The organism is Pseudomonas sp. FP1742, from assembly GCF_030687145.1.
Classification (GTDB): domain Bacteria; phylum Pseudomonadota; class Gammaproteobacteria; order Pseudomonadales; family Pseudomonadaceae; genus Aquipseudomonas; species Aquipseudomonas frederiksbergensis_D.
This window is the reverse complement of record NZ_CP117460.1, coordinates 5,225,733-5,251,999: the sequence shown is the minus strand read 5'-3', so window position 1 is coordinate 5,251,999 and position 26,267 is coordinate 5,225,733. Positions and strand designations below refer to the sequence as shown.

At 60.3% G+C, this 26,267-nt stretch carries 24 protein-coding genes; 10 read left to right on the top strand and 14 right to left on the bottom strand.

Annotation, left to right across the window (positions count from 1 at the left end):
• Window positions 1-119 precede the first annotated feature (119 nt).
• Both PSH64_RS23815 and PSH64_RS23810 read left to right on the top strand, forming a co-directional pair.
• Window positions 120-494 carry a tol-pal system YbgF family protein gene (locus PSH64_RS23815; RefSeq protein WP_105345210.1) on the top strand — a complete coding sequence of 125 codons (375 nt, stop codon included), beginning with the start codon at window positions 120-122 and terminating at the stop codon, window positions 492-494.
• A 237-nt stretch (window positions 495-731) separates the two neighbouring features.
• Window positions 732-1,091 carry a PilZ domain-containing protein gene (locus tag PSH64_RS23810; protein WP_305478889.1) on the top strand — a complete coding sequence of 120 codons (360 nt, stop codon included), beginning with the start codon at window positions 732-734 and terminating at the stop codon, window positions 1,089-1,091.
• Window positions 1,092-1,231: 140 nt separating this feature from the next.
• On the opposite strand, the gene PSH64_RS23805 is transcribed toward PSH64_RS23810, so the two are convergent.
• The 8 genes from PSH64_RS23805 to PSH64_RS23770 all read right to left on the bottom strand — a co-directional run bounded on the left by PSH64_RS23805 (window position 1,232) and on the right by PSH64_RS23770 (window position 9,204).
• Window positions 1,232-1,618: a DUF6124 family protein gene (locus PSH64_RS23805; protein WP_105345215.1), complete on the bottom strand. Its 387-nt coding sequence runs from the start codon at window positions 1,616-1,618 to the stop codon at window positions 1,232-1,234.
• A gap of 275 nt (window positions 1,619-1,893) precedes the next feature.
• Window positions 1,894-2,145 (bottom strand): hypothetical protein, encoded by a 252-nt coding sequence (locus PSH64_RS23800; RefSeq protein ID WP_105345218.1) that lies wholly within the window; start codon window positions 2,143-2,145, stop codon window positions 1,894-1,896.
• 133 nt (window positions 2,146-2,278) lie between these two features.
• Window positions 2,279-3,610, bottom strand: a complete 1,332-nt coding sequence (locus PSH64_RS23795) for a DUF58 domain-containing protein (protein WP_305478888.1) — start codon at window positions 3,608-3,610, stop codon at window positions 2,279-2,281.
• A gap of 205 nt (window positions 3,611-3,815) precedes the next feature.
• A complete protein-coding gene (locus PSH64_RS23790) occupies window positions 3,816-4,817 on the bottom strand; it encodes a MoxR family ATPase (protein WP_105345223.1) in 1,002 nt (333 codons plus the stop codon).
• Window positions 4,814-5,977, bottom strand: a complete 1,164-nt coding sequence (locus tag PSH64_RS23785) for a DUF4350 domain-containing protein (protein WP_305478887.1) — start codon at window positions 5,975-5,977, stop codon at window positions 4,814-4,816. The genes PSH64_RS23790 and PSH64_RS23785 overlap by 4 nt, the downstream gene beginning before the upstream one ends.
• Window positions 5,974-7,518: a DUF4129 domain-containing protein gene (locus PSH64_RS23780; RefSeq protein ID WP_305478886.1), complete on the bottom strand. Its 1,545-nt coding sequence runs from the start codon at window positions 7,516-7,518 to the stop codon at window positions 5,974-5,976. Before PSH64_RS23780 ends, PSH64_RS23785 begins: the two co-directional genes overlap by 4 nt.
• Window positions 7,505-8,482: a stage II sporulation protein M gene (locus tag PSH64_RS23775; protein ID WP_305478885.1), complete on the bottom strand. Its 978-nt coding sequence runs from the start codon at window positions 8,480-8,482 to the stop codon at window positions 7,505-7,507. The genes PSH64_RS23780 and PSH64_RS23775 overlap by 14 nt, the downstream gene beginning before the upstream one ends.
• The gene (locus tag PSH64_RS23770; RefSeq protein ID WP_105345233.1) at window positions 8,479-9,204 is read right to left on the bottom strand and encodes an RDD family protein; all 726 of its coding nucleotides are present in this window, start codon (window positions 9,202-9,204) and stop codon (window positions 8,479-8,481) included. Before PSH64_RS23770 ends, PSH64_RS23775 begins: the two co-directional genes overlap by 4 nt.
• 182 nt (window positions 9,205-9,386) lie before the next feature.
• On the opposite strand from PSH64_RS23770, the gene sbcB reads away from it, so the two are divergent.
• Window positions 9,387-10,817 carry an exodeoxyribonuclease I gene (gene sbcB / locus PSH64_RS23765; RefSeq protein ID WP_105345235.1) on the top strand — a complete coding sequence of 477 codons (1,431 nt, stop codon included), beginning with the start codon at window positions 9,387-9,389 and terminating at the stop codon, window positions 10,815-10,817.
• Between the two features lie 98 nt (window positions 10,818-10,915).
• Here sbcB and mvaT read toward each other — a convergent pair whose 3' ends face one another.
• Window positions 10,916-11,293: a histone-like nucleoid-structuring protein MvaT gene (gene mvaT, locus PSH64_RS23760; RefSeq protein WP_105345238.1), complete on the bottom strand. Its 378-nt coding sequence runs from the start codon at window positions 11,291-11,293 to the stop codon at window positions 10,916-10,918.
• Between the two features lie 325 nt (window positions 11,294-11,618).
• On the opposite strand from mvaT, the gene purU reads away from it, so the two are divergent.
• Together purU and PSH64_RS23750 are read left to right on the top strand one after the other, a co-directional pair.
• Complete coding sequence (purU, locus tag PSH64_RS23755) at window positions 11,619-12,467, top strand: formyltetrahydrofolate deformylase (protein ID WP_105345240.1); 849 nt, start codon at window positions 11,619-11,621, stop codon at window positions 12,465-12,467.
• Between the two features lie 81 nt (window positions 12,468-12,548).
• Entirely contained in the window at window positions 12,549-12,725 is a 177-nt protein-coding gene (locus tag PSH64_RS23750; protein WP_181150696.1) for a hypothetical protein, read from the top strand.
• A 141-nt stretch (window positions 12,726-12,866) separates the two neighbouring features.
• Here PSH64_RS23750 and PSH64_RS23745 read toward each other — a convergent pair whose 3' ends face one another.
• The 4 genes from PSH64_RS23745 to PSH64_RS23730 all read right to left on the bottom strand — a co-directional run bounded on the left by PSH64_RS23745 (window position 12,867) and on the right by PSH64_RS23730 (window position 17,845).
• Window positions 12,867-13,862 carry a lysylphosphatidylglycerol synthase transmembrane domain-containing protein gene (locus tag PSH64_RS23745; protein WP_305478884.1) on the bottom strand — a complete coding sequence of 332 codons (996 nt, stop codon included), beginning with the start codon at window positions 13,860-13,862 and terminating at the stop codon, window positions 12,867-12,869.
• Window positions 13,859-14,635 carry a polysaccharide deacetylase family protein gene (locus tag PSH64_RS23740; protein ID WP_305478883.1) on the bottom strand — a complete coding sequence of 259 codons (777 nt, stop codon included), beginning with the start codon at window positions 14,633-14,635 and terminating at the stop codon, window positions 13,859-13,861. Before PSH64_RS23740 ends, PSH64_RS23745 begins: the two co-directional genes overlap by 4 nt.
• Window positions 14,628-15,749, bottom strand: a complete 1,122-nt coding sequence (locus tag PSH64_RS23735) for a glycosyltransferase family 1 protein (protein ID WP_105345247.1) — start codon at window positions 15,747-15,749, stop codon at window positions 14,628-14,630. The genes PSH64_RS23740 and PSH64_RS23735 overlap by 8 nt, the downstream gene beginning before the upstream one ends.
• A 206-nt stretch (window positions 15,750-15,955) precedes the next feature.
• Window positions 15,956-17,845 carry a methyl-accepting chemotaxis protein gene (locus PSH64_RS23730; protein ID WP_305478882.1) on the bottom strand — a complete coding sequence of 630 codons (1,890 nt, stop codon included), beginning with the start codon at window positions 17,843-17,845 and terminating at the stop codon, window positions 15,956-15,958.
• A gap of 184 nt (window positions 17,846-18,029) precedes the next feature.
• Here PSH64_RS23730 and PSH64_RS23725 point away from each other — a divergent pair, with 184 nt between their 5' ends.
• Complete coding sequence (locus tag PSH64_RS23725; protein ID WP_105345270.1) at window positions 18,030-19,517, top strand: helicase HerA-like domain-containing protein; 1,488 nt, start codon at window positions 18,030-18,032, stop codon at window positions 19,515-19,517.
• A 120-nt stretch (window positions 19,518-19,637) separates the two neighbouring features.
• On the opposite strand, the gene PSH64_RS23720 is transcribed toward PSH64_RS23725, so the two are convergent.
• The gene (locus PSH64_RS23720; RefSeq protein WP_105346640.1) at window positions 19,638-20,093 is read right to left on the bottom strand and encodes a DUF721 domain-containing protein; all 456 of its coding nucleotides are present in this window, start codon (window positions 20,091-20,093) and stop codon (window positions 19,638-19,640) included.
• Between the two features lie 307 nt (window positions 20,094-20,400).
• Between PSH64_RS23720 and secA the strand changes: the two genes are divergently transcribed.
• The 4 genes from secA (at window position 20,401) to PSH64_RS23700 (ending at window position 26,213) form a co-directional block, all read left to right on the top strand.
• Window positions 20,401-23,139 (top strand): preprotein translocase subunit SecA, encoded by a 2,739-nt coding sequence (gene secA, locus PSH64_RS23715; protein WP_105346637.1) that lies wholly within the window; start codon window positions 20,401-20,403, stop codon window positions 23,137-23,139.
• 119 nt (window positions 23,140-23,258) lie between these two features.
• Complete coding sequence (argJ, locus tag PSH64_RS23710; protein WP_105346635.1) at window positions 23,259-24,476, top strand: bifunctional glutamate N-acetyltransferase/amino-acid acetyltransferase ArgJ; 1,218 nt, start codon at window positions 23,259-23,261, stop codon at window positions 24,474-24,476.
• Window positions 24,477-24,639: 163 nt separating this feature from the next.
• Complete coding sequence (locus tag PSH64_RS23705) at window positions 24,640-25,272, top strand: glutathione S-transferase family protein (protein WP_305478881.1); 633 nt, start codon at window positions 24,640-24,642, stop codon at window positions 25,270-25,272.
• On the top strand, window positions 25,269-26,213 hold the full coding sequence (locus tag PSH64_RS23700) for a Nudix family hydrolase (RefSeq protein WP_105346629.1): 945 nt from the start codon (window positions 25,269-25,271) through the stop codon (window positions 26,211-26,213). Before PSH64_RS23705 ends, PSH64_RS23700 begins: the two co-directional genes overlap by 4 nt.
• The last annotated feature ends 54 nt before the right edge of the window (window positions 26,214-26,267 follow it).

The following is a 26,267-nucleotide window of genomic DNA, read 5'->3' as shown; positions in this document are numbered from 1 at the left end:
TAGTCATTGTTCGTTTGCACTACTTTTTGCTTTCTTTATTGAACGCGACAATCGGCGTAAACGGTTCTGAAGATTTCCGCCAACGGGTCGATACAGAGCGCAAGACAGGAGATTCCCCTATGCGATTCGTGCTCATTGCCGTCCTTGCCCTCAGTGCTGCGGGCTGCACCCGTTGGTCGATGGACCATCATTTGAACAATGCCTACAGCGCCTACGAACGCGGCAACTGCGAGCAGGTGATGCTCGAACTGTCCAAGGTCGATCGTGACAGTCGTTCCCGTCGCTACGTGCAGCCGGAAGTGTCGATGATGCGCGGCCAGTGCCTGGAACGGCAGAAGCTGTTCATCGATGCGGCGCAGACTTATCAGTTCATCATCGCCTCTTACCCGCAAAGCGAATACGCCTACCGCGCCCGCGCCCGTCTGGAAACCTTGCAGAGCCTGGGCCATTACCCGACGCGCAGCGCGGCGGCCGTGCGCCCGACGCAGTTCTGATGGCCGCTGTCATGCAACGGCTGGCCGCCCGGCGGTGGTGAGCTATAGTCGAATAGATCGGTTTTAGAGCCTTGCCTCTAAACCGAGGTGATACCTGTGATCGGCAGCAGTAAGCGTCAGCGTGGTAAGGACTGACGCACCAGGATCGGGGAGAGCGCGTCCAGGCTTATCAAGCAGCCGGCACGTTCCGAAGCATTAGTGCGGCCCTGCTTAAGGGCCTTGCTGGGCCATTTGCGCATGTTTACCGACCGCCGGATCGAGCGGCATCAACTGCCGTATTTTCTGAAAGTGTTCAACAGCGTCACCGACAAACCCATCGGCTTTCTGGGCAACTTGTCCAGCGACGGGCTGATGCTCATCAGCCAGTTGCCGATGATGGTGGGCGTCGACTTTGACCTGCGATTGAAAATCCCCGCCAGCGACGGCTGCCAGCAGGTCATTGACCTGAAGGCGTGTTGCCTGTGGTGCCATGAAGACGCCACGCCCCACCATTACGACTCTGGGTTCAGCCTGCAACGGGCACCGCCGGAGTATGGGCAATTGGTGGAGGCGTTGAAGCAGTACTTCAGTTTTCAGCCGTTGCCTGCTTCGGCCTGAAATTCTGTGGTGCCTGTACTGACGCCTTCGCGAGCAAGCCCGCTCCCACAGGGTTATTCGGTGAACACAAAACCTGCGTTCAACTCGAAACCTGTGGGAGCGGGCTTGCCCGCGAAGACGTCAGCCCAGGCGCCAGCTATTTAAGCCCCGGCCACCTTGATCGCCTTCTCGTTATCCAGCGACCGCTCCACCAACATCAACCCCAACTCACTCATCCGGTAAATCGCCATGGCCAGATGCCGCGGCTTGTCGTCCAGGCTTTCCGCCAGGTCGAGCAGCAGAATGCTGACCGTCGAAAAGGTTTCGTAGGTTTCGATGGTCAAGGCTTCGGGGTTGGCATCAGGGACAACGGCGAACATTTTCATGGATCGTTCCTCGGTGGGGCGTTCGTTGGCGACACACGGCTCAGTGTTTTCCCGTTCTAGATAGTGATCTAGAGCCCTGTTGGCAGCTTCTTGGAGTTTTCTTGAGTCGAGGGTTCCGTAGGGGGAACGCGGGATGGTATTGCGTGGATTGGGTGGAGGCATTAATACGGTTAACTCCTTGTTGGAGCTACCGTCGATTCGGAGGTAGACGAATGGACGGCAGCGAGGGAAGGAGAACCTTATGTCGGGACGGACAGCACCCACAATCAGCCGGGTCGCTGACACTTGTAGGCAAATGCGCTTCATTCTGTAGCCGTTAGCGCTGCTATTCGAGAAGTCGGGAGGAGGACAACAAGCAGATTACTGACCATGAACGTCAGTTGTTACCCGATGAGAGGCATCGGGTAACAACCGAGGAGAATTGCGACTCTTGATGGTTAGTTAGAGTCATTAGGGTCATTCTTTTTTGGAACCTGTGATTCTTTAAAATCGGTGGAGATAGAAATAAGTGCCAAAGAGATGAATTCTTGGTTTCGATCTATCGTTTGCAATGCACATCGGATGTTATCCGCTACTTCGGTAGCCCCCCGTTGCGCCATCCAATTCGATAGTTCTTCTATAGCTGCACCCAAAGCCAGTTGGTTCTCATTGATCTGCGTTAGCACTGAAGCAAATAGGTTCTCGTCCATGATTGATTCCTTGTGATAGAGCTTTCAGGGGATTGGTTTTCGTAAGTACCCGGTTTGAGGGTCCTGTCGTACGTGCTCGCACGTCATACTCATGTAGACATCGTGATATGACGATTTTATATACGATTCGACGTTACATCGTCCCAGCTTTTTTCCACCCCAAATACGCCGTCACCAACTCGGCCCCCAACTCTTGGGGCCGAGCATCCACCACCGGCACTCCATGAGCACTCAACCGCTCATGGAGCTGCGCCCGGTCATTCAAATAATCCACCGTCCCACAATAGGCCAGCGCCTCCGGCAAGGTTTGCACCGGCGTTTGCCGCAGGCTGTCGAGCAAGTCTTCGCGCAGGCTCGCCACCAGCACCCGATGCAGTTTGCTCAGGCGTTTGACGGCGGTCAGCAGTTCTTCATCGTCTTCATCCCGCAGGTTGGTCACCAGCACCACCAGTGCCCGGCGTTTTTGTCGGGCCAGCAGTTGCGTGACGGCAGCCTGGTAGTCGGCCGGGCGTTGGGTGCTGTCGAGGTCGTAGACGGTGTTGAGCAACACGTTGAGCTGGCCCGTGCCCTTGACCGGGGCAAGGTAGTGCGGATGGTTGCTGGCGAAGGTGCTTAAGCCCACCGCGTCGCCCTGGCGCAACGCGATGTAGCTGAGCAACAGACAGGCATTGAGGGCGTGATCGAAATGCGCGAGTTCGCCGTCCTGGCTGCGCATGCGGCGGCCGCAGTCGAGCATGAAGATGATTTGCTGGTCGCGCTCGTCCTGGTACTCGCGGGCGATGGGGGTGCGTTGGCGGGCGGTGGCTTTCCAGTCGATCTGGCGCAGGCTGTCGCCTTCGCGGAATTCGCGCAGCTGATGGAATTCCAGGCCTAGGCCGCGACGTTGGCGCTGGCGTACGCCGAGTTGGCTGAGCCAGTTGTCCACCGCCAGCAACTGGCCGCCGTAGAGGCGGGCGAAGTCGGGGTAGACGCGGGTGGTGTCGGGTATGTTGAGCAGGCGTTTGTCGGACCACAAACCCATGGGGCTCGGCAGGTTGATTTCGCAGTATTCGAAGCTGAAATGGCCGCGCATGAGCGGGCGCAGGCGGTAGCTGATCTGGCTCTGTTGGCCGGGTTGCAATTCGACCGACAGGGGCAGGTTTTCGAAGTTCAGGCCGTCGGGTACGTGGTCGAAGATCTGAATGTTCAGTGGCTGGGTAAAATCATGCTCGACCTCCAGTCGCACGTCGCTCCATCGACCGAGTGCCAGGCTGCCGGGCATTTGTCGCTGGAGGCGTGGTGAGGGCAAACGCTTGAGGCGAATGGCGTCGAGTATCGCCAGGGTCAACAGGGCTAGCAGTAATCCCCAGTTGATCGATAAAAGGCTTGATGGGACGGCGATGTCCAGCGCCCGTAAGGTGCCCAGCACGATGCCGATAGCCAGCAGGATAGTGAGCCAGGTCAAGAGCAGGCGCGAGGGTTTCATGGCGTCGCGACTTCGTGGCAAGGGTTGGTCTGGCACGGTAATTCTGTGGCGAGCGGGCTTGCCCGCGTTCGGCTGCGAAGCAGTCGTAAACCCGACAACCGCGGTGTGTCTGTCGATATGCGATTGCAGGTTTTGGGGTCGCTTCGCAACCCAACGGGGGCAAGCCCCCTCGCCACAGGAGTGGCGTGTAACGAAATAGAGGGGGTCATAACCGTGGCGCCGGCACTTGGTCGAGCAATTGCCGGAGCACCTGATCGACGTCCAGCCCTTCGATGTCCAGCTCCGGGGCAATCCGCACCCGGTGACGCAGTACCGCCAGGGCGCAACCTTTGATGTCGTCGGGAATCACGAACTCGCCCCCGCGCAGCAGCGCCCGGGCTCGGGCGCAACGCACCAGCGCGATGGACGCCCGTGGCCCGGCGCCGAGGGTCAGGCCTGGCCAGGTGCGGGTGGTGCGGGCCAGGCGCACGGCGTAATCGAGCACCTGATCGTCCAGCGGCAGGTCACTGGCGATGCGCTGCAAGGCCAGCACGTCCTTGGCCTGCAACACGGTGCGCAGCGGTTGCACGTCGAGCATGTCGGCGCGGGTCGAGCGGCTGACCTGGCGCACCATGTCCAGCTCTTGCTCGGTGTCGGGGTAGTCCATGCGCACCTTGAGCATGAAGCGGTCGAGTTCGGCTTCGGGTAACGGGTAAGTGCCTTCCTGTTCAATGGGGTTTTGCGTGGCCAGCACCATGAACGGTTGCGCGATGGGCAAAGCGCGGCCTTCGAGGGTGACCTGGCGTTCCTGCATGGCTTCGAGCAGCGCGGCCTGGGTTTTCGCCGGGGCGCGGTTGATCTCGTCGGCCAGCAGCAGGTTGGTGAACAACGGGCCTTTGCGCAGTTTGAATTGCTCGGTCTGCAGGTCGTACACCGCATGCCCGGTGACGTCGCTGGGCATCAGGTCCGGGGTGAACTGGATGCGAGCGTATTCGCCACCGAAGCAACGGGCGAGGGCGCGCACCAGCAACGTCTTGCCCAACCCCGGCACGCCTTCGAGCAGTACATGGCCGCCAGCGATCAGGGCGGTGAGCACGTCGTCGATCACGCCGTTCTGGCCAATCACCGCTTTTTGCAATTCTGTTCTTATCGCCTGGGCCAACTGGCTGGCGCGCTGGCGCTGTTGGGCGGCGTGGGTCTGGGTGCCGGGCTCGATCTGTTCACTCATAAGGCGTTCCTCAAGGTTTGCAGGTGGGCGACCTGACGGCTGAATTCAGCGCTGGACAGCCGCTGTTTCGGTCGCGGGCTCATGGCCTGGCTGATGGCGCGTGTGGGGTGGCCGGTCAGGCGTGCGAGCACCAGCCATTGTTCGGCGACGCCGAGTTGTTCAAAACCGGGGTGTCGGTGGCGGACACGACGCAGGATGTCTTGCTGCAAGGCGTGCAACAGGCTGTGCTGACCGCTGCGGCGCAGCATGAAATCGGCGCTGGCGCGCAGGTGTTCCTGAAGTCGCCGGCGGGCTCTGGGAGCCGGCTCCAGCAACGGGCCATTGCGCACGCCGACGTGCCAGAAACCCAAGGCGATCAAGGCGATCAGCGCTACCAGGGCTTGCGCAAAATAGCGCCACAGCAACGTTAGCAAGCTGTCGTGATCGGTATTGAACAGCAAGGTCACGTCGGTGTCGGCCGCCAGGTACCACAGCAACCAGGCGTTGTCGTACTGGCCGATAGCGGGGCTTTTCCAGAGGTCGGCGTCGGTCACCACCGTGATCGAACCCAGCCCGTGACTCAGCTGCATCATGTGCGTGGCCTTGCCACTGTTGGCCCAGGCCTGGGCAAGGTTTTTCGGGTCGTCGAGGTGGAACGCGGTATCGAAGCTGAAGTAGGCCGGCGCCTCTTCGTTTTCCAGATAGAGCTTGGTCAGTTTGGGGTAGGGGTCGTCGATGAGATCGGGTGGCGGGTCCTTGAGGTCTTTGCTCAGGGACTGGTGCAACTGCACCCGATCGAGCAGCAGGTCATTGCTCTGACCGGTTTTTTCATCCCACAGGGCTTCGGCGACGAATAACAGACGTCCACCGGCCCGGGTCCAGTTCAACACCTGATCCACCTGTCGCGGGGACATGTTCGATCGGTCGCCGAGCAACAGCAAACTGTGCTGACGGGGCTCAAGGGTCGGCAGGATGTCGAGGGTGTCGGCATGGCTGACGGTCAGGCCCTGTTTGCGCAGAAAGTGCTCGGCCGCCAGGTAGGGGTTGGCCTGGGCTTCGGGGGAAGGGCCGTGATCGATTTCTTCCTGATAGGGCATGGCCTTGAAGTACAGGTAAACACTCAACGCGCCCAGGAGCACGGCGATGAACACGCCGACCGCCTGCCACCCCCGGCGGTTCAACGGACTGCTCCCGGGCCGAACAACGCGCGCCAGCCGTCACAGAGTTCCTGTTGCAAATGCGCCGGGGGCAGGCGATGCCCGTAGGCCATGTTCTGCCAGTGCGCGGTCAGGTTTTTGCTGAAGGCCAGCAACGCCGGTTGCTTCAATTGTTCAACGCGCTGAAGCACTTCGCCTTCGGTGTCGGCGGGTTTGAGCGCCATGTTGAAGTCGTGCAACAAGTGACTGAGCAGGGCGCGATAGAGCAAACCGAGGGCTTCACGCGGGTTGGTCTGCCAGAGGCTTTCGGCGCTGGCCGCGATATCGGCGGGCAGGGTTTCGCGGTTGAGGTCCAGGCCGAACGCCTGCTGCGGTAACGGCCGCGTCGCTTGACGGTTTAACGCTGGCCGGCGGCTGACGAACGCCTGCAGCCAGTCGCGGTAACGCCAGATCAACAAGCCGATGGCGGCAATCACCGTGCCCCACAGCACCACTTCGATCAGGCTGGCCAACACGCCGAAACGCTGGCTGTCGAGCAAGCCGAACAGCGCCTTCAACCAGGCGGGTGTTTGACCACCGTGCGCAGTGTCGTCGGCGGGTTTGTCTTCGCCGAACCGATAGCGGGTTACCGTTTCCTTGTTCTTGAACGGTGGTTGATCGAGGATGGCCTTGATGCTGTCTCGGGATGCCTGACTGGTCAGGGGTTGCTCCAGCAGACGCGGGCTGTCCGGTGACATGCCCGGTTCGGCGGCCCAGACGCTTTGCCCCGTCGGCACCAGCACAAACGCCGCCAGCAGCAGCGTAATGACTGCGCTGCTCAAGCGTTGGCGCAAGCGGCGGAATACCAGTTCGATGTCCCAGGCTTCCAGCCATGTGCGCCGGTTCAGATAAAGGCTGAAACCACAGGCGACATAAATCGGTTCCCAGACCACTAGCACCAGAGCGTAAAAAGCATTGGTCAGGTGTTCCAGCCAGCGCCAGTCTTGTGTGGCGGCGGCAATCAAGGTCTGCCAGCCCCAGTCGAGTTCGACCTGCAGTGGCAAGAACATGTAGAACAGCACCATCAGGCCGATCCACAACGCGGTTTCCAGATGCACACCAATGATCGTCAGCCATTGCGCGGCACCGGCGTTGCGCTGCAATAGCACGCGCAAACGCTGTTGTCGCGCCAGGCCTTCCAGGCCTTCGAGTTGCACCACCGGCATCAGAAAACTGCGGCTCAGGCTCAGGCGACGCCAGGTCAGGCTGGCCAGCAGTTGCGGCTTGAGCAGGCGCGGCCACTGGCGCAGGGCCTGTTTCAGCGTGGGCGTTTCGCCGAACATGGCTTTGGACAGGATGTACAGCGGCAGCCGATCGAACGCCGGTTTGAGCCACCAGAACAGGAACACGGCGAGGGAGGGCGAATCCCATAGCAGTAGGGTGAGCAGGGCGAAGACCGGCAAGGTCACGATGGCCCAACTGGTCATCAGCAGGCGCCGATGACGCTGACTCAGCAGCACCCCCAGGTCCATGGCTTCCCAGCTGGTGCGCGGGCGAATCACCGCACTGGCGTCACTCGGGCGCATGGCGGGTCCGTCCGGCAAACAGCAGATAGGTCGCAACCAACACCCAGAGCGCTGCGCCGACCAGGTATTTGGTCAGCGGCGCAGTGGCGCTGCGCGACGACCAGTAGGCTTCGATAAACGCCGCAATCAGCAAAAACAGCATGACCCCGCAAATCAGCGACACGCTTTTGCGCGCGGCCAGTCGCAGGGCCTCGGCCCTTGGCAAGCGCCCTGGGGCGATCAATGCCCAGCCCAGTTGCAGGCCGGCGGCACCGGCCAGGGCAATGGCGCTCAGTTCGAAGGCGCCGTGCCCGATCACGAACGACCAGAAGGTTTGCCCATAGCCGATGTGCGTCAGGTGCCCGGCCACCGCACCGATCATCAAGCCGTTGAAGAACAGGAAAAACGCGCTGCCCAGGCCAAACAGCAAACCGCTGGCGAAGGTCTGAAAGGCGATGCCGATGTTGTGCATGATGTAGTAGCCGAACATCACCCAGTCTTCGCTGGCCGCCCGTTCCGCCAAACGCCCCAGATGACCGGCGTCGGGGTCGTACATGTTTTGCATTTCACTGACCTGTTCGGCCGGGATCAGGCTGTAGACCAGTTCCGGAAACAGATAGACCAACAATGCGAAGCCGCTCAGGCTGCCAAAAAATATCAGGCTGGCAGCCAGTACGAAACGCCACTGTTCGCGAACCAGTCGCGGGAAGTCGGCCAGGATGAAACCCAGCATATTGGCCCCCAGCCGACTGCGATGCCGGTAGAGCTGTTGATGCCCACGCAGCACTTGTTGCTGCAATGAGTCGACCAAAAAACTGCTGTAACCGCGTTCCTGAGCCAGCGCCAGATGTTGGCAGAGCCGTCGGTAATCGCTGGGGAAACTGGCGATTCGTGAGGCCTCCTTGCCGCGCTCCAGCCGTTCAAGCATGAGTGCAAATTGCTCCCATTCGGCCTTATGGCGGTTTTCGAACTGGCTTTGCTTCATAGGGGGCCCAACAGGCCGCGGGCGATGCCGTTGAGTGCGGCCACGGCCTGCGACTTCGGTACCTGCAACGGTTGCGCCAGTATCGAGGCGAGCTCGCCTGCCCGTGCCTCGGAGAGTTCACTCTGGCGCTCGGCAAACCCGAGGATGGCGCGTTGTTCGGTCAGCGTCAGCGCGAAGGCTGCGCGCCGTGGTGGGACATCGGGCAACTGTGGGCGGGTGAGCGGTTGTTCGCTATAGACCACCAGCGTGCCGGCGGCCAGGTCGCCGAGGCGTTTGAACGTGGGATGTTGCAGGCAACTGATCGCCCCGAGAAAGTAGCCGAACGGCAACATGTCGACAAATCGCAACAGGTTGCGCACCAAGGACGCGGACCAGCCGATCGGCGTGCCATCGTCCTGCACTACCCGCAGCCCCATCCATTGCTTGCCGGGCGAGCGCCCTTTATTGAGCACCTCGAACAGCACCATGTACCACCAGCTCACCACGAACAGCAAAATCGAGCCCAGCCCGGCGCCGAGTTGCCCGAGAAACGCCAACACCATAAACAGCAGGCCCAGGATCAACCCGCGCAGGCCCAGGTCGATGGCGAAGGCCAGCGCGCGGACCATCATCCCGGCCGGGCGCAGTGGCAAGTCGATGCCTTCGGGCGTTTCGACGTGATACCGCGTGTCCAGTGGCGGGGCCAGCGTTGCTTTCCCTGGCGGAGCTGTGGTCTCGAGCATGGGCAACCTTGGTGTGGCTGGTTTGCGAATCGATGTTCGTCCGATGCTAGCAGCCTCTCGGGGGCGAACGACATAACTATGTATTGCACGATGAGTGACAAGAGCTGATTGAATGACAAGAATTCTGGTCGGGCGGTGTGCGTGCGCCTAGACTTCGCCGGTCTTCAGTTCAGGAATAACCCGTGACCTCGATCTTCTGGTACGACTACGAAACCACTGGCATCAACCCGCGTTGCGACCGCCCGTTGCAAGTGGCGGGGATTCGCACCGACTTCGATCTCAATGAAATAGACGAGCCGGTCAATCTCTACTGCCAACCCAGTGACGACATCCTGCCGCATCCGGCGGCTTGCGCGATCACCGGTATCACGCCCGGCCTTTTGGCCGAGCAAGGTTTGAGCGAAGCCGATTTCATGACACGGGTTCATGCCCAGCTCGCCGCCCCCGGTACCTGTGGGGCGGGGTACAACACGCTGCGTTTCGACGACGAGATGACCCGTTACAGCCTGTATCGAAACTTCTTCGACCCTTATGCACGGGAGTGGCAGGGCGGCAACAGCCGCTGGGACCTGATCGACGTGGTGCGCGCGGCCTATGCCTTGCGCCCCGATGGCCTCGTCTGGCCCAGGGATGACGAAGGGCGGGTGACGCTCAAGCTAGAACGCCTGACCGCCGCCAACGGCATCGATCACGGGAATGCCCACGAGGCGCTATCGGATGTTCGCGCGACCATCGCCCTGGCACGTCTGATTCGCGAAAAGCAGCCGAGGTTATATGACTGGCTGTTTCAGTTGCGCAGCAAACAAAAGGTGATGGACCAGATTCGGCTGTTGCAGCCCATGGTGCACATTAGCGGACGCTTTTCGGCGGCCCGCCATTACGTCGGCGTGGTACTGCCGTTGGCTTGGCATCCGCGTAATCGCAACGCGCTGATTGTCTGCGATCTGCACCTGGACCCTCAGGGGTTGCTCGATCTGGATGCCGAAACCTTGCGTCAGCGGCTTTATACCCGGCGTGACGATCTGGCCGAAGGCGAACTGCCGGTACCGCTCAAGCTCATCCATATCAATAAATGCCCGGTCGTGGCGCCGTTGTCGGTACTTCGTCCCGAAGATCAGCAACGTTTGGGGCTGGACATGGCGCTCTATCAGGAACGGGCGTTGCGGCTAAGTGACGCACAACAAGTTTGGCAAGATAAAGTGTCGGCGATTTATGCCCGCGAGGATTTCGCCGCGAGCCTGGACCCCGAGCAACAGTTATACGACGGTTTTATCGGTGATCGGGATCGACGTCTATGTGAGCAAGTCCGAGCGGCCGACCCTGCGCAATTAGCACAAGAGCAGTGGCCGTTCGATGACGAACGTTTGCCTGAATTATTGTTTCGTTATCGAGCACGCAACTTTCCCGATACGTTGAGCCTGGAAGAGCAAGAGCGCTGGCGAATATTCTGTCAGCAGCGTTTGTCCGCCCCGGAGTGGGGGGCTCCCAATACGCTGGAAAGTTTTCTGACGGCTGTTGCCCAATTGACGATTAGTCCTGCATCGTTTCAGCAAGAGGTTCTGGATGACTGGCTGATTCATGTCCAGGTATTACGAAAGCGTTTGAATCTTTGAAAATGAAAATGATGTCCGCTTGAATTCCAGACATAAAAAAACGCCAGCATTCGCTGGCGTTCTTTTGGGTCGCGATCAGGCTGCGACAGGCTTGCGGCTTAGCCCAGCAGGGTAGCCCAGCCTTCAACCACGTCACCGCCCCACTTGGCTTTCCACTCTTTCAGAGTCTTGTGGTTGCCACCTTTGGTTTCGATGACTTCGCCGTTGTGCGGGTTTTTGTATTGTTTAACTTTGCGAGCACGCTTGGTGCCGGTAGTTTTTACTGCGCCGCCACGTTGAGGCTTGGTTTTGGAGTCTGGATCCAACAGGGCAATGATGTCGCGCAGGGATTTGGAGTATTCGCCCATCAGGGTGCGCAGTTTGCCTTCGAATTCCAGCTCTTTTTGCAGTTTGTCGTCTTTGGACAGGTCCGCCAGACGCTGTTGCAGTTCTTCAATAGCTTGTTTTGTGGCGTTGTATTCGGTGATCAAGGACATGGGGACTACCTTATGTTGGCGCTGGATGACAGGGTGACAGTGCGACAATAATAGTCAGGGTGTTTCATCAAGTAAACATTTAACCGGAGTTTTATTTAAATTAGTTGCGGAATAGGACACACATTGGAGTGGCAGTTAAATAGCGTCACAAATATTCACAGTTGACCTCTTGAAGACTGGCTACAAGAGCACCATGCACTGGCGTATGGCGCCGCCGGAACCTGTGTCGCGGACCGCAATCGGCGGCCATGCGTCATCAATACTGCAGTTTTGCTGCGCAATCGCTAGAATGGCGGCCTTTGCGAAGTTCTGGAGTTTCCCCCTCATGCGCACTTTTCGGCTGGTGATTGCTTGCCCGGACCGCGTCGGCATCGTTGCTAAAGTCAGTAACTTTCTGGCGTCACATAACGGCTGGATCACTGAAGCGAGCCATCACTCGGACAATCTCAGTGGCTGGTTCTTCATGCGTCACGAAATTCGTGCCGATTCGCTGCCTTTCGGTATCGAAGCCTTTCGCGAAGCGTTTGCACCGATTGCCCAAGAGTTCTCGATGGACTGGCGCATCACCGACACCGAGCAAAAGAAACGCGTGGTGTTGATGGCCAGCCGTGAATCCCATTGCCTGGCCGACTTGTTGCACCGCTGGCACAGCGACGAACTGGATTGCGAAATCGCCTGCGTGATTTCCAACCATGACGATTTGCGCAGCATGGTCGAGTGGCACGGTATTCCTTATCACCATGTACCGGTCGACCCGCAGAACAAGGAACCGGCCTTCGCCGAAGTTTCGCGCCTGGTCAAACAGCACGAGGCCGAAGTGGTGGTGCTTGCCCGTTACATGCAGATCCTGCCGCCCGAGTTGTGCAGCGAATATGCCCACAAGGTCATCAACATTCACCACAGCTTCCTGCCGTCGTTCGTCGGCGCCAAGCCGTATCATCAGGCTTCGATGCGTGGCGTGAAGTTGATCGGCGCCACTTGCCACTATGTCACCGAAGAGCTGGATGCCGGCCCGATCATCGAGCAGGACGTGGTGCGCGTCAGCCACAGCGACAGCATCGAAGACATGGTGCGCTTCGGTCGTGATGTCGAGAAAATGGTGCTGGCCCGTGGTTTGCGTTATCACCTGGAAGACCGGGTGTTGGTGCACGGCAACAAAACCGTCGTGTTCTGACAACCATACGGTTGAAATCCGAAGGGCCTGGGCGTTCAATCGCTTCAGGCCCTTCGCCGTTTCTGCACCGAGGACATGACCATGGCCGATCCGCTGGATAAAGCTGTTTCCAAGGCGCCCGCCACATTGGGCGAGGGCTGTTTGAGCCGCTACGATCCGGACGACCTGAGCCCCGAAGACGGCACGGAGTTTCCCGGCGCCGCCGAGTTGTGGGAGCAGTTGCAGGACGATTCTGAAGATACAGCCAGTGGTGCCTGAAAACCCTGTGGCGAGGGGGCTTGCCCCCGTTGGGCTGCGAAGCGGCCCCGGCACTCTTTCAGGTAGACCTTGCGTGCTGATCTTGCGACGGCTGCGCCGCCGAAGGGGCGGTGCGGCGTTCCGACAAGCCCCCTCGATCTTTCAAGCTTGCTTGAACTTCATCAACTTCTTCAGCAATGGCCGCCCGAGCATCAGCAGAAACACCGGGCCACCGACCACCAGATAGAAGTAATAAGTCACCGTCCGCCAGATCAGAATCGCCGCCGCCGCGGTGGATTTCCCCACCATGGGCGCCAGCAGCGCCGCCGACGTCAGTTCCGCCGCCCCGGCACCACCGGGCAACAGGCTGAATTGCCCCGCACTCAATGACAGCATCTGGATCAGAAAGCACCAGGCCCACTGCAAATCCACGCCCAGCCCGCGCAACGCCAGATACAGCACGCTGTAACGCAAGACCCAATGCAGGCAGGTCAGGGCGAATACCTTGATCAGTGTCTGAAAGGGTAACTTCAAGGTGTCAGTGAACGCCGCCAGGAAGTGCAGGAGCTTTCGTGCCCAGCGGTGTCGAGTCGTTGATTTGACATTGAATCGGGCGAGCAACCGACCGCTCAGACGAATCAGCGAGCGGTGGTAGCGAGCCATCAACACGCAACTGAACAGCCCGCCGAACAACGAAATGGCGCTGACGGTCAGCAGCCATTCCAGGCGCTGGCTGAGGTGCTGGAACAGTGCATAAATCAGAATCCCGCTCAGCGCGCAGAGGAAAAACAGCAGATCGCTCAATTGGTCCATGGCGAACACGGCGCTGCCCCTGGCCGGCCGCACGCCGTGGCGCGCCAACAGGGCCATGATGGTCAGCGGGCCGCCACTGCCGCCGGGGGTGGCGCAGTAGGCGAACTCGGCGGACATCACCACCCCGAGGCTTTTCAGGCGGCTCACCTTGTCACTCTGATCGCCCAGCAACAGGCGCAAGCGCAGGGTGTTGATCACCCAGCACAGCAGGATCATGCCGAACATGATCAGCAGCCATTCCAGCGGAAAGCTTTGCAGGCGCGACCATGTCTCGCCGCCGCCCAGCAACGACGGGATGAGCACCGCGGCGAGCAGCGCGACGATCAGCAGAATTCCCCGGCTCATGCGGCGCGACCGACGGGGTCGCGTTGCAGTTTCAGCCAACCGGCCTTGGTCATCGGCACACGGCCCTCGTCGAGCAGGCGCTTGAGAATATGCAGCCAATACTGCCGCGAGAACTCATGGCGCATGTCCACCGGGTGCAGGCCCAGACGAATCACCGGCGCCTGGCACCAGCGCTGTTCGCGCTGATCGCTGACGATTTTCGACAGGCCACGGCGCCAGGCGCTGCGAGCGCTCCAGACCAGGCCGGGGGCATCGATCGCGGTGAACTCCGGCAAACGATACAGGTGCTGCGAATCGCTGGTGTAACGCAACGGCAACTGGCGCAATGCCTGGCGGGTGCCTTCGCTCATCAGCCAGGCTGGCGCGACGAAACCTTCCAGTGGCCAGTCATAACGCTGGAACACTTCGATTCCAGCGCGCAGGCGGGCGAGGGCGGCTTCCACAGGCAACTTGTAGAACTCGCCTTCATGGGTGTAGATCCGGCGCATGAACCAGTCTCGAGGAGTGATGGGGGTCGGTCCTTCATCGCAATGGTAGTAGCCGTGCAGTGCCAGTTCGTCGCCGAGGGCGACACGGTTGCTGAGCAAATGTCTAAACCCCGGATGCGCGTCAAGGTCGTTATGTTTGTGGAAGTTCGGCACCACCAGCCAGGTCATCGGCACTGTCCCCAGTGCGTCGACGGCTTCGACGAAGGCCTGGTAGTCGGGCCAGGTTTGCGGCGCAACGTCGTGCAGCACCAGCAACAGACCGGGCGCGTTCATGGGCTCAACCATTGGCGATCTGCGGCCATTGCGTGCCGAGTACGGCGTGATAGTGCCCCAGCAGGCTGTGGACCACCGTGTCCCAGGCGTAATGTTGCTCGACATGTCGACGGGCCTGCTTACCCAATGCGGCGCTGCCCTGGCTGAACAGCTCACGTACGGTGTTGGCCATCGCCACTGGATTGTTTGGCGTACAAAGCAGGCCGCATTGATCGGTGACAATCTCCTGGAAAGCCCCGGCCGCCACGGCGACCACCGGAATGCCGCTGGCCATGGCTTCGAGGACGACCAGGCCAAAGGTTTCCTGATCGCCGGCATGCACCAGTGCGTCGGCACTGGCCATCAGGCGCGCGACTTGCGCCGCCGGGCAAAACTCATCGAGGACGGTGACATTGCGCGGCACCAGGGTCGGCATCGACGAGCCTACCAGCAACAGGTGGTAACGACGTCCCAGGCGCTTCATGCAATTGAGCAGCACCGGCAGGTTTTTTTCCTTGGAGCCTCGGCCGGCGAAGATCAGCAGGTGAGTGTTTTCATCGATGCCCAATTCGGCCCGCAGGCCTGGATCCCGTGCAGCGGGGTTGAACGTTTGCAGGTCGACGCCCAGGGGTTGTACGAAAACGTTCTTCACCCCCAGCCCGATCAGTTTGTCGGCCATGACCTGGCTCGGCGCCAGAACCCGGTCGAAGTTGCCATAGAGTTTGCTGACATAAGCTTCGACATTGGGTGTAACCCAGTTGCCCATGCGGTTACTGACCAGCATCGGCAGGTCGGAGTGATAAAAGCCGATCACCGGCACATCGAGTTGCCGCTTGGCGTCCAAAGCGGCCCAGGCGGTCAGGTAAGGGTCGCCGACTTCAATCAGATCGGGCTGTAAATCTCGCAGGACATTGCGCCACGGCCCGAGACGGAGGGGGAAGCGATAACCCTTGCCGAAGGGCAGGGCGGGGGCCGGAACCGTATAGACACCATCCTGTTCACTCAAATGCGCTCCTGGGATCAGCAGGCTATGGCAAATACCGGGTTTGATGCCCAAACGACGGTGTTTGGCATCCAGATAAGTGCGCACGCCACCGCTGGCAGGGGCGTAGAACATGGTTATGTCAGCGATATGCACGATGAACATCCCTCCGGGTTCGATGTGCTCCCTTTGGTTGACCTATATGAAGGATAGATGTTCGGTTGGGTTTTGCGGTGGGGGGACGCAGCGGGATTTTTGGTGCCTGGATGGACGCCTTCGCGGGCAAACCCGCTCCCACAGTGACCGAGTTGTCCAGGCGGACGCGGTCAACTGTGGAAGCGGGCTTGCCCGCGAAGAGGCCAGTTCAGACGCTAGATACGGAAACTGCCCACCAATTGCTTCAAGCGCGAGGCCTGCTGCTCAAGGTCCGAGCAGGCCCGCAAGGTCGATTGCAGGTTTTCCACGCCTTCCTGGTTCAGCGTGTTGATCTCGGTGATGTCCACGTTGATCGACTCCACCACCGCCGTTTGTTCCTCGGTCGCCGTGGCCACCGACTGGTTCATGCCGTCGATTTCGCCGATGCGCAACGTCACGCTGTTCAAGCGCTCGCCGGCCAGGTTGGCGATTTCCACGCTGTCCTGGCTGTGACGCTGGCTGTCGCTCATGGTGCTGACGGACTCACGGGCGCCGACTTGCAGCTCCTCGATCATGGTCTGCACCTGTTGCGCCGACTCCTGTGTGCGGTGCGCCAGGTTGCGCACTTCGTCGGCCACCACGGCAAAACCGCGCCCGGCTTCACCGGCCCGTGCCGCTTCAATGGCCGCGTTGAGTGCCAGCAGGTTGGTTTGCTGGGAAATGCTGGTGATCACTTCGAGAATCTGCCCGATGTTCACGGTTTTGCTGTTCAGCGACTCGATGTTGGTGCTGGAAGCGCTGAGCATGCTCGACAGCTGATTCATCGCGGCAATGCTGCGATCCACCACTTGCTGGCCGTCTTCGGCCAGGCTGCGGGCGTCGCTGGCCTGACTGGACGCTTGCGCTGCGTTGCGGGCGATTTCCTGGGCGGCGGCGCCGAGCTGGTTGATCGCCGCGGCCACGCTGCTGGTGCGCGAGGCTTGCTGGTCGGAGTTGAACATCGACGAGTTCGAGGCCGCCACCACCCGCAAGGCCACTTCGTTGACTTGCCCGGTGGCCGAGGATACTTCGCGGATCGAGGTATGAATCCGTTCCACGAAGCGGTTGAACGCCGTGCCGAGGATGCCGAATTCGTCCTGATTCTGGATGGTCAGGCGCTTGGTCAGGTCGCCCTCACCGTCGGCGATGTCTTCCATGGCCCGGGTCATGACGTGCAGCGGCTGGATCAGGATGCGGATCAGCATGCCCAGCAAGGCGATGATAATGGCCACGGCAATGACCGTCGCGACGACCGCCGAGGCGCGGAATTCGCTGAGCCTGGCGAAAGCTTTGTCCTTGTCCACCGACAGGCCGATGTACCAATTGACCGAAGACAGGCCTTTGATGGGGGTGAACGTGACGATGCGGGTCTTGCCATCGACATCGATTTCACTGAGTTCGCTGCTGATGCGTGGGGTGTTTTTCGGGTACGCCTCGCTCAGGGGCTTCATCACCAGGGCTTTGTCCGGGTGAACCAGGATCTTGCCGTCGGCGCTGACCAGGAACGCATAGCCCATACCGCCGAAGTCCAGGGCGTTGAGGCTGTCGGTAATCACTTGCAGGCTGAGGTCGCCACCGACCACACCGATGTTCTGGCCGTCCTTGAGGACGCTGTCGACGATGGAAATCACCAACTGGCCAGACGCCAGATCGATGTAAGGTTCGGTCAAGGCAGAACCGCTGGTGCTTTGCGCGCTCTTGTACCAAGGGCGAACACGAGGGTCGTAGCCGTCGGGCATCTTGCTGTCCGGGCGGATGATGAACGTGCCATCCTTGTTGCCCAGGTAGGCGCCCATGAAGGTGGATGCGACGGCCTTCTGTTCCAGCAGTTTGGCGACGTTGTCGCTCTCGGCGTTCAGGGCAACGGTCTGTGACAGGTTTTCGATCAACAGGCTGCGGCCAGTCAGCCAAGTCTGAATGTTTTTGGCGGTGACGTTACCCATTTCTTGCAGGTAGTTGTCCAGATCGCGGCGTATCGCATTGCGCTGCAAATAGTCGTTGTACAGTGTGAACGAGGCGAATGCGGCGATAACGATCAGGGCGGCGGCAAGCAGTATCTTATGGCTGAAGCGCAGGTTTTTGTTCATGGCTTGGGGGTCCGCTAAGGTCTTAATGTCCAGGGCGTGCTTTTATAAAGGCACGCAAAATGGGCAGTGTTGAAAGTAAGCTGATATTTCCGTCTCTCCTTAGGGAATTACCGACGCTATTTTCAGTCTGGTCTCTCGGTTGTTATCGGCCATGAAGGATCAAAGATTAACCATGGGTGACAAAATGCCTGACTCATCGCAACTCGTTATCGGCGCCGACCTCGCTGGCCAGCCCATCACCCAGGCCATGCGCCTGGCGAACCGTCACGGTTTGGTAGCGGGCGCTACCGGGACCGGTAAAACCGTTACGTTGCAGCGTCTGGCCGAAGCGTTCAGCGATGCCGGCGTGGCAGTGTTCGCGGCGGACATCAAAGGCGACTTGTGCGGCCTGGGCGCCGCCGGCAACCCTCAAGGCAAGGTTGCGGAGCGGATCGCCGGCATGCCCTGGCTGAACCATAAGCCTCAGGCCTATCCGGTAACCCTGTGGGACATTCACGGTCAATCCGGTCATCCACTGCGCACCACCTTGAGCGAAATGGGGCCATTGCTGCTCGGTAGCCTGTTGGAGCTGACCGATAGTCAGCAGTCGGCACTGTATGCCGCGTTCAAGGTGGCCGACCGCGAAGGGCTGTTGCTGCTGGATTTGAAGGATTTGAAGGCGCTGCTCAATCATCTGCGCGATAACCCCGAATTGCTGGGCGATGACGCCGCGCTGATGACCACCGGCTCCAGCCAGGCCCTGTTGCGCCGATTGGCGACGCTGGAACAGCAGGGCGCCGAGGCGTTGTTCGGCGAGCCGGCGTTGCAACTGGAAGACATGTTGCAACCGGCCGTGGATGGTCGCGGGCGCATTCACTTGCTCGACGCCAGCCGTCTGGTGCACGAAGCGCCGAAGGTCTATGCGACGTTCCTTTTGTGGTTGCTGGCCGAACTGTTCGAGCAATTGCCGGAGCGCGGTGATGCGGAGAAACCGCTGCTGGCGCTGTTTTTCGACGAGGCGCACTTGCTGTTTGCCGGTACGCCCAAGGCGTTGCAGGATCGTCTGGAACAGGTTGTCCGTCTGATCCGCTCCAAAGGTGTAGGCGTATATTTCGTCACCCAATCGCCAGGCGACCTGCCGGATGACGTGCTGGCTCAGTTGGGCCTGCGTGTTCAGCATGGCTTGCGCGCGTTCACCGCCAAAGAGCAGAAATCCCTGCGTGCGGTGGCCGAGGGCTTTCGGCCGAATCCGGCGTTTGACGCCTTGTCGGTGCTGACTGAGTTGGGGATCGGCGAGGCTCTGGTCGGCACCTTGCAAGACAAGGGCACGCCGGGCATGGTCCAGCGGGTATTGGTGGCGCCGCCGCAATCGCGGATCGGGCCGCTGACCGAGACCGAACGCACGGTGCTGATCGCCGGTTCGCCGTTCAAGGGGCGCTATGACAAACCGATCGATCGCGAATCGGCGTATGAAGTGCTGATGGGGCGTAAGGGGTTGGCGCCGGAGCCTGAGGCAGCACCGGGCAAACCTGTACCTGAAGAGCCGAGTTTCACCGAACAGGCCGGGGAATTCCTCGGCACGGCGGCAGGGCAGGCACTGAAATCGGCGATGCGACAGGCGGCAAATCAACTGGGCCGACAATTGGTGCGTGGTTTGATGGGGTCATTGCTTGGCGGCAGCAAACGCCGCTAGCGAGCGTACACAGTCAACATGTGGGAGCGGGCTTGCTCGCGAAAGCGGTTTAACATTCAACAGAAATGTTGATTGATTAGCCGCCTTCGCGAGCAAGCCCGCTCCCACATGGGTTCTATGTCATGACTTGGGTTTGGCGTGCGCCGCCAGGCGTTCGAGGGCCGCCCGCAGGTTCGGGTCGGTAATCCCGTCAGCCGTCGCCTGAATGGTTGCGGCCGCATCCGTCGACAAATTTATCGTATGCCCCGCCGCCCCTTGCTGAACGGTAGGCGGCTGCACCTTGAACAGGATCCGCGTCAGGCTGGCGAATTCATCGAACAGCTGTAACTGCCGTTGCAGACGCTTTTGCTGGTAGCGCAGGCGGGTAGCCCAGTGACCGTCGGTGACGATCAGCAATAGATTGCCTTCACGCCACGACGCCACATGACAATGCTCCCGGGCAGCCGGCTGCAACTGGCTTTCCACCAGGCGTTGTAAATGGCCCAGGCGTTGAGCGTGGCCAAAAATGGCCTTCAGCGGTTTGGCTTCGCGAAGCAGGACGGCGGGTGCTCTGGCCGTGAGAGGGCGAAATGCCATGATCGAACACCTGAAGTAACAGAGCGGCCATGTTAACAGAAAGCACTGGTTGCTCCCGACCCATTGCTTTGTGAGCGTTTTACTCATTAAATCAACGAATAACTTGTGCCCGGAACGGGTTGAAGTTCAGTAAAAAGCCCTTATTTTAGGTGAGCCCCGTCACAGCGCAGTGCATGCATCGTGGAACAACGCCACTTTCCTCACCATCGTTTCCGGGTAGAATGCTCGTTCGCATGCGGCCATGAGGGCTGCACGGGCGACTCACGGGGCCGCCCTCCATCCCTTTAGTGTGGAAGATCCTGCCGATATGTTTGCGCCTTTGTTAAAGAAACTTTTTGGAAGCAAGAACGAGCGTGAAGTCAAACGCATGCTCAAGACGGTGCAGCTCGTCAATGCCTTCGAAGAGCAAATGGTGGCCCTTTCGGACGATCAATTGCGTGCCAAGACAGACGAGTTCAAGGCCCGCCTCGCCAAAGGGGAAACCCTCGACAAGCTGCTGCCAGAAGCCTTCGCGGTCGCCCGCGAAGCCGGTAAGCGCGTCATGGGTATGCGCCACTTCGATGTCCAGCTGATCGGCGGCATGACCTTGCATGAAGGCATGATCGCGGAAATGCGTACCGGTGAAGGCAAGACCCTGGTGGCAACACTGGGCGTTTACCTCAACGCGCTGTCCGGCAAGGGCGTGCACGTTGTGACGGTGAACGACTACCTGGCCCGTCGTGACGCCAACTGGATGCGTCCGCTCTATGAATTCCTCGGCATGACGGTCGGCGTGGTCACGCCGTTCCAGCCACCGGAAGAGAAGCGCGCCGCTTACGCCGCCGACATCACCTACGGCACCAACAACGAATTCGGTTTCGACTACCTGCGCGACAACATGGCGTTCAGCATGGAAGAAAAATTCCAGCGCGAACTCAATTTTGCCGTGATCGACGAAGTCGACTCCATTCTCATCGACGAAGCCCGTACCCCGCTGATCATCTCCGGTCAGGCCGAGGACAGTTCCAAGCTGTACATCGAGATCAACAAACTGATCCCGCAGCTTGAATTGCACGTCGAAGAAGTCGAAGGCGAAGTTACCAAGGCCGGCCACTACACCGTGGACGAGAAGACCCGCCAGGTCGAACTCAACGAAGCCGGTCACCAGTTCATCGAAGAGATGCTCACCCGCGTCGGCCTGCTGGCTGAAGGCGAGAGCCTGTACTCGGCGCATAACCTGGGCCTGCTGACTCACGTCTATGCCGGTCTGCGTGCGCACAAACTGTTCCATCGCAACGTCGAATACATCGTGCAGGACGGTCAGGTGGTGCTGGTCGACGAACACACCGGTCGTACCATGCCGGGTCGCCGTTTGTCCGAAGGCCTGCACCAGGCCATCGAAGCCAAGGAAAACCTGAACATCCAGGCCGAGAGCCAGACCCTGGCGTCGACCACGTTCCAGAACTACTTCCGTCTGTACAACAAGCTGTCCGGCATGACCGGTACCGCGGACACCGAAGCGTTCGAGTTTCACCAGATCTATGGCCTGCAGGTCATGGTCATCCCGCCGAACAAGCCGTTGGCACGTAAAGACTACAACGACCTGGTGTTCCTGACCGCCGAAGAGAAATACGCGGCGATCATCAACGACATCAAGGAGTGCATGACTCAGGGCCGTCCGGTGCTGGTGGGTACCGCCACCATCGAAACGTCCGAGCACATGTCCAGCCTGCTCGTGAAGGAAGGCATCGAACACAAGGTTCTGAACGCCAAGTTCCACGAAAAAGAAGCCGAAATCATTGCTCAGGCCGGTCGTCCGGGGGCACTGACCATCGCCACCAACATGGCCGGTCGTGGTACCGACATTCTGTTGGGCGGTAACTGGGAAGTGGAAGTGGCGTCCCTGGAAGACCCGACCCCTGAGCAGATTGCCCAGATCAAGGCCGACTGGCAGAAGCGTCACCAGCAAGTGCTGGAGTCGGGCGGCTTGCAGGTGATCGCTTCCGAGCGTCACGAATCGCGCCGTATCGACAACCAGTTGCGCGGTCGTGCCGGTCGTCAGGGCGACGCCGGTTCCAGCCGTTTCTACCTCTCGCTGGAAGACAGCCTGATGCGCATCTTCGCCTCTGACCGGGTGAAGAACTTCATGAAGGCGCTGGGCATGCAGTCCGGCGAGGCGATCGAGCACCGCATGGTGACCAATGCGATCGAGAAGGCTCAGCGCAAGGTTGAAGGCCGCAACTTCGACATCCGTAAGCAGCTGCTTGAGTTCGACGACGTCAACAACGAACAACGTAAAGTGATCTATCACATGCGTAACAGTTTGTTGGCCGCTGACAACATTGGCGAAACCATTGCCGATTTCCGTCAGGACGTGCTCAACGCAACCGTCAGCGCACACATTCCGCCACAATCGCTGCCTGAGCAGTGGGATGTGTCCGGTCTGGAAGCGGCGTTGCAGAGCGACTTCGGTGTGGCGCTGCCGATCCAGCAATGGCTCGACGAAGACGACCACCTGTACGAAGAAACCCTGCGCGAGAAGCTGCTCAACGAACTGATCGCCGCGTACAACGAGAAAGAAGACCAGGCTGGTGCCGAAGCACTGCGCTCCTTCGAGAAACAAATCGTGCTGCGCGTGCTCGACGACCTGTGGAAAGACCACCTGTCGACCATGGATCACCTGCGTCACGGCATCCACTTGCGTGGCTATGCGCAGAAGAACCCGAAGCAGGAATACAAGCGCGAGTCCTTCACCTTGTTCTCCGAGCTGCTGGATTCGATCAAGCGCGACTCGATCCGTGTGCTGTCGCACGTTCAGGTTCGCCGCGAAGATCCAGCCGAAGAAGAGCAACGCCTGCGTCAGGAGGCCGAAGCACTGGCCGCCCGCATGCAGTTCGAACACGCCGAGGCTCCTGGTCTGGAGCAGCCGGAAGCATTGGTCGGTGAAGAGGTCGATGTGGCCCTTGCCACCGCGCCGGTACGCAACGAGCAGAAGCTGGGCCGTAACGAGTTGTGCTACTGCGGCTCGGGCAAGAAGTACAAGCATTGCCACGGGCAGATCCAGTAAACCCCGTTTCAAACGCTGAAATACCCGCGCCGCGACCGGCTTCTGCCGTCGCGGCGTTTTGCCATTTAAACCACCGTCCATCGCACTGACGGTGCCAACATTTTTTAAGGAGCGCATTCATGGCTGTTGGTCTTGGTCCTTTGCCAACGTTGCACCCGGTTGCCGGTTTTGAACTCGGTATCGCCTCGGCCGGTATCAAGCGCCCGGGGCGCAAGGATGTCGTGGTCATGCGCTGTGCCGAAGGCTCCACAGTGGCGGGGGTGTTCACCCTGAACGCCTTTTGCGCCGCTCCGGTGATCCTGGCCAAGCAACGCGTGCAAGGCCCGGTGCGTTACCTGCTGACCAACACCGGCAATGCCAACGCAGGCACCGGCGAACCCGGCCTGGCCGCCGCCGAGCGTACCTGCGCCAAGCTCGCGGAGCTGACCGGTGTCGATGCCAGCCTGGTGCTGCCGTACTCCACCGGCGTGATCGGCGAGCCGTTGCCGGTCGAGAAAATCGAAGGTGCACTGCAAGCGGCCCTCGATGACCTGTCGGAGAATAACTGGGAAGCCGCCGCCACCGGCATCATGACCACCGACACCCTGCCCAAGGGCGCCAGCCGTCAGTTCCAGCATGACGGCGTGACCATCACTGTCACCGGCATCAGCAAAGGCGCGGGCATGATCCGTCCGAACATGGCAACCATGCTCGGCTACATCGCCACCGACGCCAAAGTCTCCCGCGAGGTGCTGCAAAACCTGTTGCTGGACGGCGCCAACAAGTCGTTCAACCGCATCACCATCGACGGCGACACCTCGACCAACGACTGCTGCATGCTGATCGCCACCGGCAAGGCGGCGCTGCCGGAAATCACCCGCGCCGAAGGCGAGCTGTTCGCCAAGTTGAAACAAGCAGTATTTGAAGTGTGCATGGACGTGGCCCAGGCCATCGTGCGTGACGGCGAAGGCGCGACCAAGTTCGTTACCGTTGAAGTCAACGGCGGCGGCAATCACCAGGAATGCCTGGACGTCGGCTACACCGTGGCCCACTCGCCGCTGATCAAGACCGCGCTGTTCGCCTCCGACCCGAACTGGGGCCGCATCCTGGCCGCCGTGGGTCGTGCCGGCGTGCCGAACCTGGACGTCAGCAAGATCGACGTGTTCCTCGGCGATGTGTGCATCGCCAGCCGTGGCGCCCGCTCTGCCACTTACACCGAAGCCCAGGGCGCGGCGGTGATGCAACAGGAAGAGATCACCATTCGTATCGAACTGGGTCGCGGCGATTGCAGCGAAACCATCTGGACCACTGACCTGTCCCACGAATACGTGAAGATCAACGCCGAGTACCGTACCTAAACAAGGTTCGGATCGAGTCGCGCCCTTCGCGAGCAAGCCCGCTCCCACAGTTGACCGAGTTGTGCAGATGGATTCGGTTCAATGTGGGAGCGGGCTTGCTCGCGAAGGCGGCCGACCCGACGCTGATATTCTGGCCTGTTCCCTGACTGAAAGGCGCCAAATCATGAGCCTCCACCTGATCATCGGCGACAAACTGCTTTCTTCCTGGTCCCTGCGCGCCGCGCTGGCTCTGGATCTGACTGGCGTGTCCTACACCGAAGAACTGATCAAGCTGAACCAGCTGGACACCCGCGCGCGCGTACTCAAGCATTCACCGACCGGGAAAGTCCCGCTGTTGAAAACCGAACACGGCACCATCGCCGATTCGCTGGCGATTGCCGAGTACCTGGCCGAGCAATTCCCCGATGCCGGCCTCTGGCCCAAAGACACCGCCGCCCGTGCCCAGGCGCGTTCGGCGTGCGCGCAGATGCACAGCGGTTTCTTCGCCTTGCGCGGCAATATGCCGTTTGATCTGAGCCACGATGCGCCGCTGTCGCCGACTCCGCCCGAGGTTCAGGCCGAGATCGAGCGCATGCTGGCGTTGTGGGCTGAATGTCGGGCTGCCTCGACTGAAACCGGCCCGTTCCTGTTTGGCGGTGCAACCCTGGTCGATGGGTTTTTCGCACCGGTCGCGGTCCGCCTGCGCACCTATCAGGTGAAGCTGCCCGAGGTCGACGCAGCTTATGTCGAAACCATTTACCAATGGCCAGCCTTCAAGGCCTGGCAGAAGGCGGGTCTGGAGGAGGTCGGACAGTGAAACGAGTACATGTGGCCGCTGCGGTTATCCGCGATAGCAACGGCAAGATCCTCATCGCCCGGCGTGCCGACACCCAGCATCAGGGTGGCTTGTGGGAGTTCCCCGGTGGCAAGGTCGAGGATGACGAATCCGTCGAAACCGCCCTGGCTCGCGAACTTCACGAAGAGTTGGGCATTGTGGTCAGCGCCGCGCGCCCACTGATCAAGGTTCGCCATGATTACCCGGACAAGCAGGTATTGCTGGATGTCTGGGAAGTCTCGGCATTTACCGGCGAGCCCCATGGCGCCGAAGGCCAGCCGTTGGCCTGGGTGACCTCGCGGGAACTGCTGGACTACGAGTTCCCGGCCGCCAACCAGCCGATTGTCGCCGCTGCACGCTTGCCCGGCGACTACCTGATCACCCCGGACGGCCTGGAAACCCCGGCCTTGCTGCGCGGTATCCAGAAAGCCATCGCGGGCGGCATCAAGCTGATTCAATTGCGCGCGCCCAACGGCTACGACCCGCAATACCGCGATCTGGCGGTGGACGCGGCGGGTCTGTGTGCCGGCAAGGCGCAGTTGATGATCAAGGGGCCGTTTGAATGGTTGGGAGACTTCCCGTCCGCCGGTTGGCACATCACGGCGGCGCAGTTGCGCAAATACGCGGCGGCCGGGCGACCACTGCCGGCATCCCGCTGGTTGGCGGCGTCCTGCCACAATGCTGAAGAACTGGCGCTGGCCGAGCAGATGGGCGTGGACTTTGTGACCCTGTCGCCGGTACAGCCGACGCAGACGCACCCGGATGCGCTGCCATTGGGTTGGGAGCAGGCTTCGACCTTGATCGAAGGCTTCAGCAAGCCGGTGTTTCTGCTCGGTGGGGTGGGGCCTGCGCAGCGGCAGCAAGCCTGGGAAGCGGGAGCTCAGGGTGTGGCGGGGATTCGGGCGTTTTGGCCTGAGGCTTGATTCTGCGGTGTAGCCACTGGCCCCTTCGCGAGCAAGCCCGCTCCCACGGTTGAC

Coding starts and splice junctions, on each gene's coding strand:
- PSH64_RS23780 (WP_305478886.1), bottom strand. CDS start 7,518: ATGCGCCCGAGTGACGCCAGTGCGGTGATTCGCCCGCGCACCAGCTGG.
- PSH64_RS23800 (WP_105345218.1), bottom strand. CDS start 2,145: ATGGACGAGAACCTATTTGCTTCAGTGCTAACGCAGATCAATGAGAAC.
- PSH64_RS23750 (WP_181150696.1), top strand. CDS start 12,549: ATGGCCGATCCGCTGGATAAAGCTGTTTCCAAGGCGCCCGCCACATTG.
- PSH64_RS23740 (WP_305478883.1), bottom strand. CDS start 14,635: ATGGTTGAGCCCATGAACGCGCCCGGTCTGTTGCTGGTGCTGCACGAC.
- PSH64_RS23720 (WP_105346640.1), bottom strand. CDS start 20,093: ATGGCATTTCGCCCTCTCACGGCCAGAGCACCCGCCGTCCTGCTTCGC.
- PSH64_RS23745 (WP_305478884.1), bottom strand. CDS start 13,862: ATGAGCCGGGGAATTCTGCTGATCGTCGCGCTGCTCGCCGCGGTGCTC.
- PSH64_RS23795 (WP_305478888.1), bottom strand. CDS start 3,610: ATGAAACCCTCGCGCCTGCTCTTGACCTGGCTCACTATCCTGCTGGCT.
- secA (WP_105346637.1), top strand. CDS start 20,401: ATGTTTGCGCCTTTGTTAAAGAAACTTTTTGGAAGCAAGAACGAGCGT.
- PSH64_RS23810 (WP_305478889.1), top strand. CDS start 732: ATGTTTACCGACCGCCGGATCGAGCGGCATCAACTGCCGTATTTTCTG.
- argJ (WP_105346635.1), top strand. CDS start 23,259: ATGGCTGTTGGTCTTGGTCCTTTGCCAACGTTGCACCCGGTTGCCGGT.
- PSH64_RS23775 (WP_305478885.1), bottom strand. CDS start 8,482: ATGAAGCAAAGCCAGTTCGAAAACCGCCATAAGGCCGAATGGGAGCAA.
- PSH64_RS23705 (WP_305478881.1), top strand. CDS start 24,640: ATGAGCCTCCACCTGATCATCGGCGACAAACTGCTTTCTTCCTGGTCC.
- PSH64_RS23815 (WP_105345210.1), top strand. CDS start 120: ATGCGATTCGTGCTCATTGCCGTCCTTGCCCTCAGTGCTGCGGGCTGC.
- PSH64_RS23725 (WP_105345270.1), top strand. CDS start 18,030: ATGCCTGACTCATCGCAACTCGTTATCGGCGCCGACCTCGCTGGCCAG.
- PSH64_RS23790 (WP_105345223.1), bottom strand. CDS start 4,817: ATGAGTGAACAGATCGAGCCCGGCACCCAGACCCACGCCGCCCAACAG.
- PSH64_RS23770 (WP_105345233.1), bottom strand. CDS start 9,204: ATGCTCGAGACCACAGCTCCGCCAGGGAAAGCAACGCTGGCCCCGCCA.
- PSH64_RS23805 (WP_105345215.1), bottom strand. CDS start 1,618: ATGCCTCCACCCAATCCACGCAATACCATCCCGCGTTCCCCCTACGGA.
- PSH64_RS23735 (WP_105345247.1), bottom strand. CDS start 15,749: ATGTTCATCGTGCATATCGCTGACATAACCATGTTCTACGCCCCTGCC.
- PSH64_RS23730 (WP_305478882.1), bottom strand. CDS start 17,845: ATGAACAAAAACCTGCGCTTCAGCCATAAGATACTGCTTGCCGCCGCC.
- mvaT (WP_105345238.1), bottom strand. CDS start 11,293: ATGTCCTTGATCACCGAATACAACGCCACAAAACAAGCTATTGAAGAA.
- purU (WP_105345240.1), top strand. CDS start 11,619: ATGCGCACTTTTCGGCTGGTGATTGCTTGCCCGGACCGCGTCGGCATC.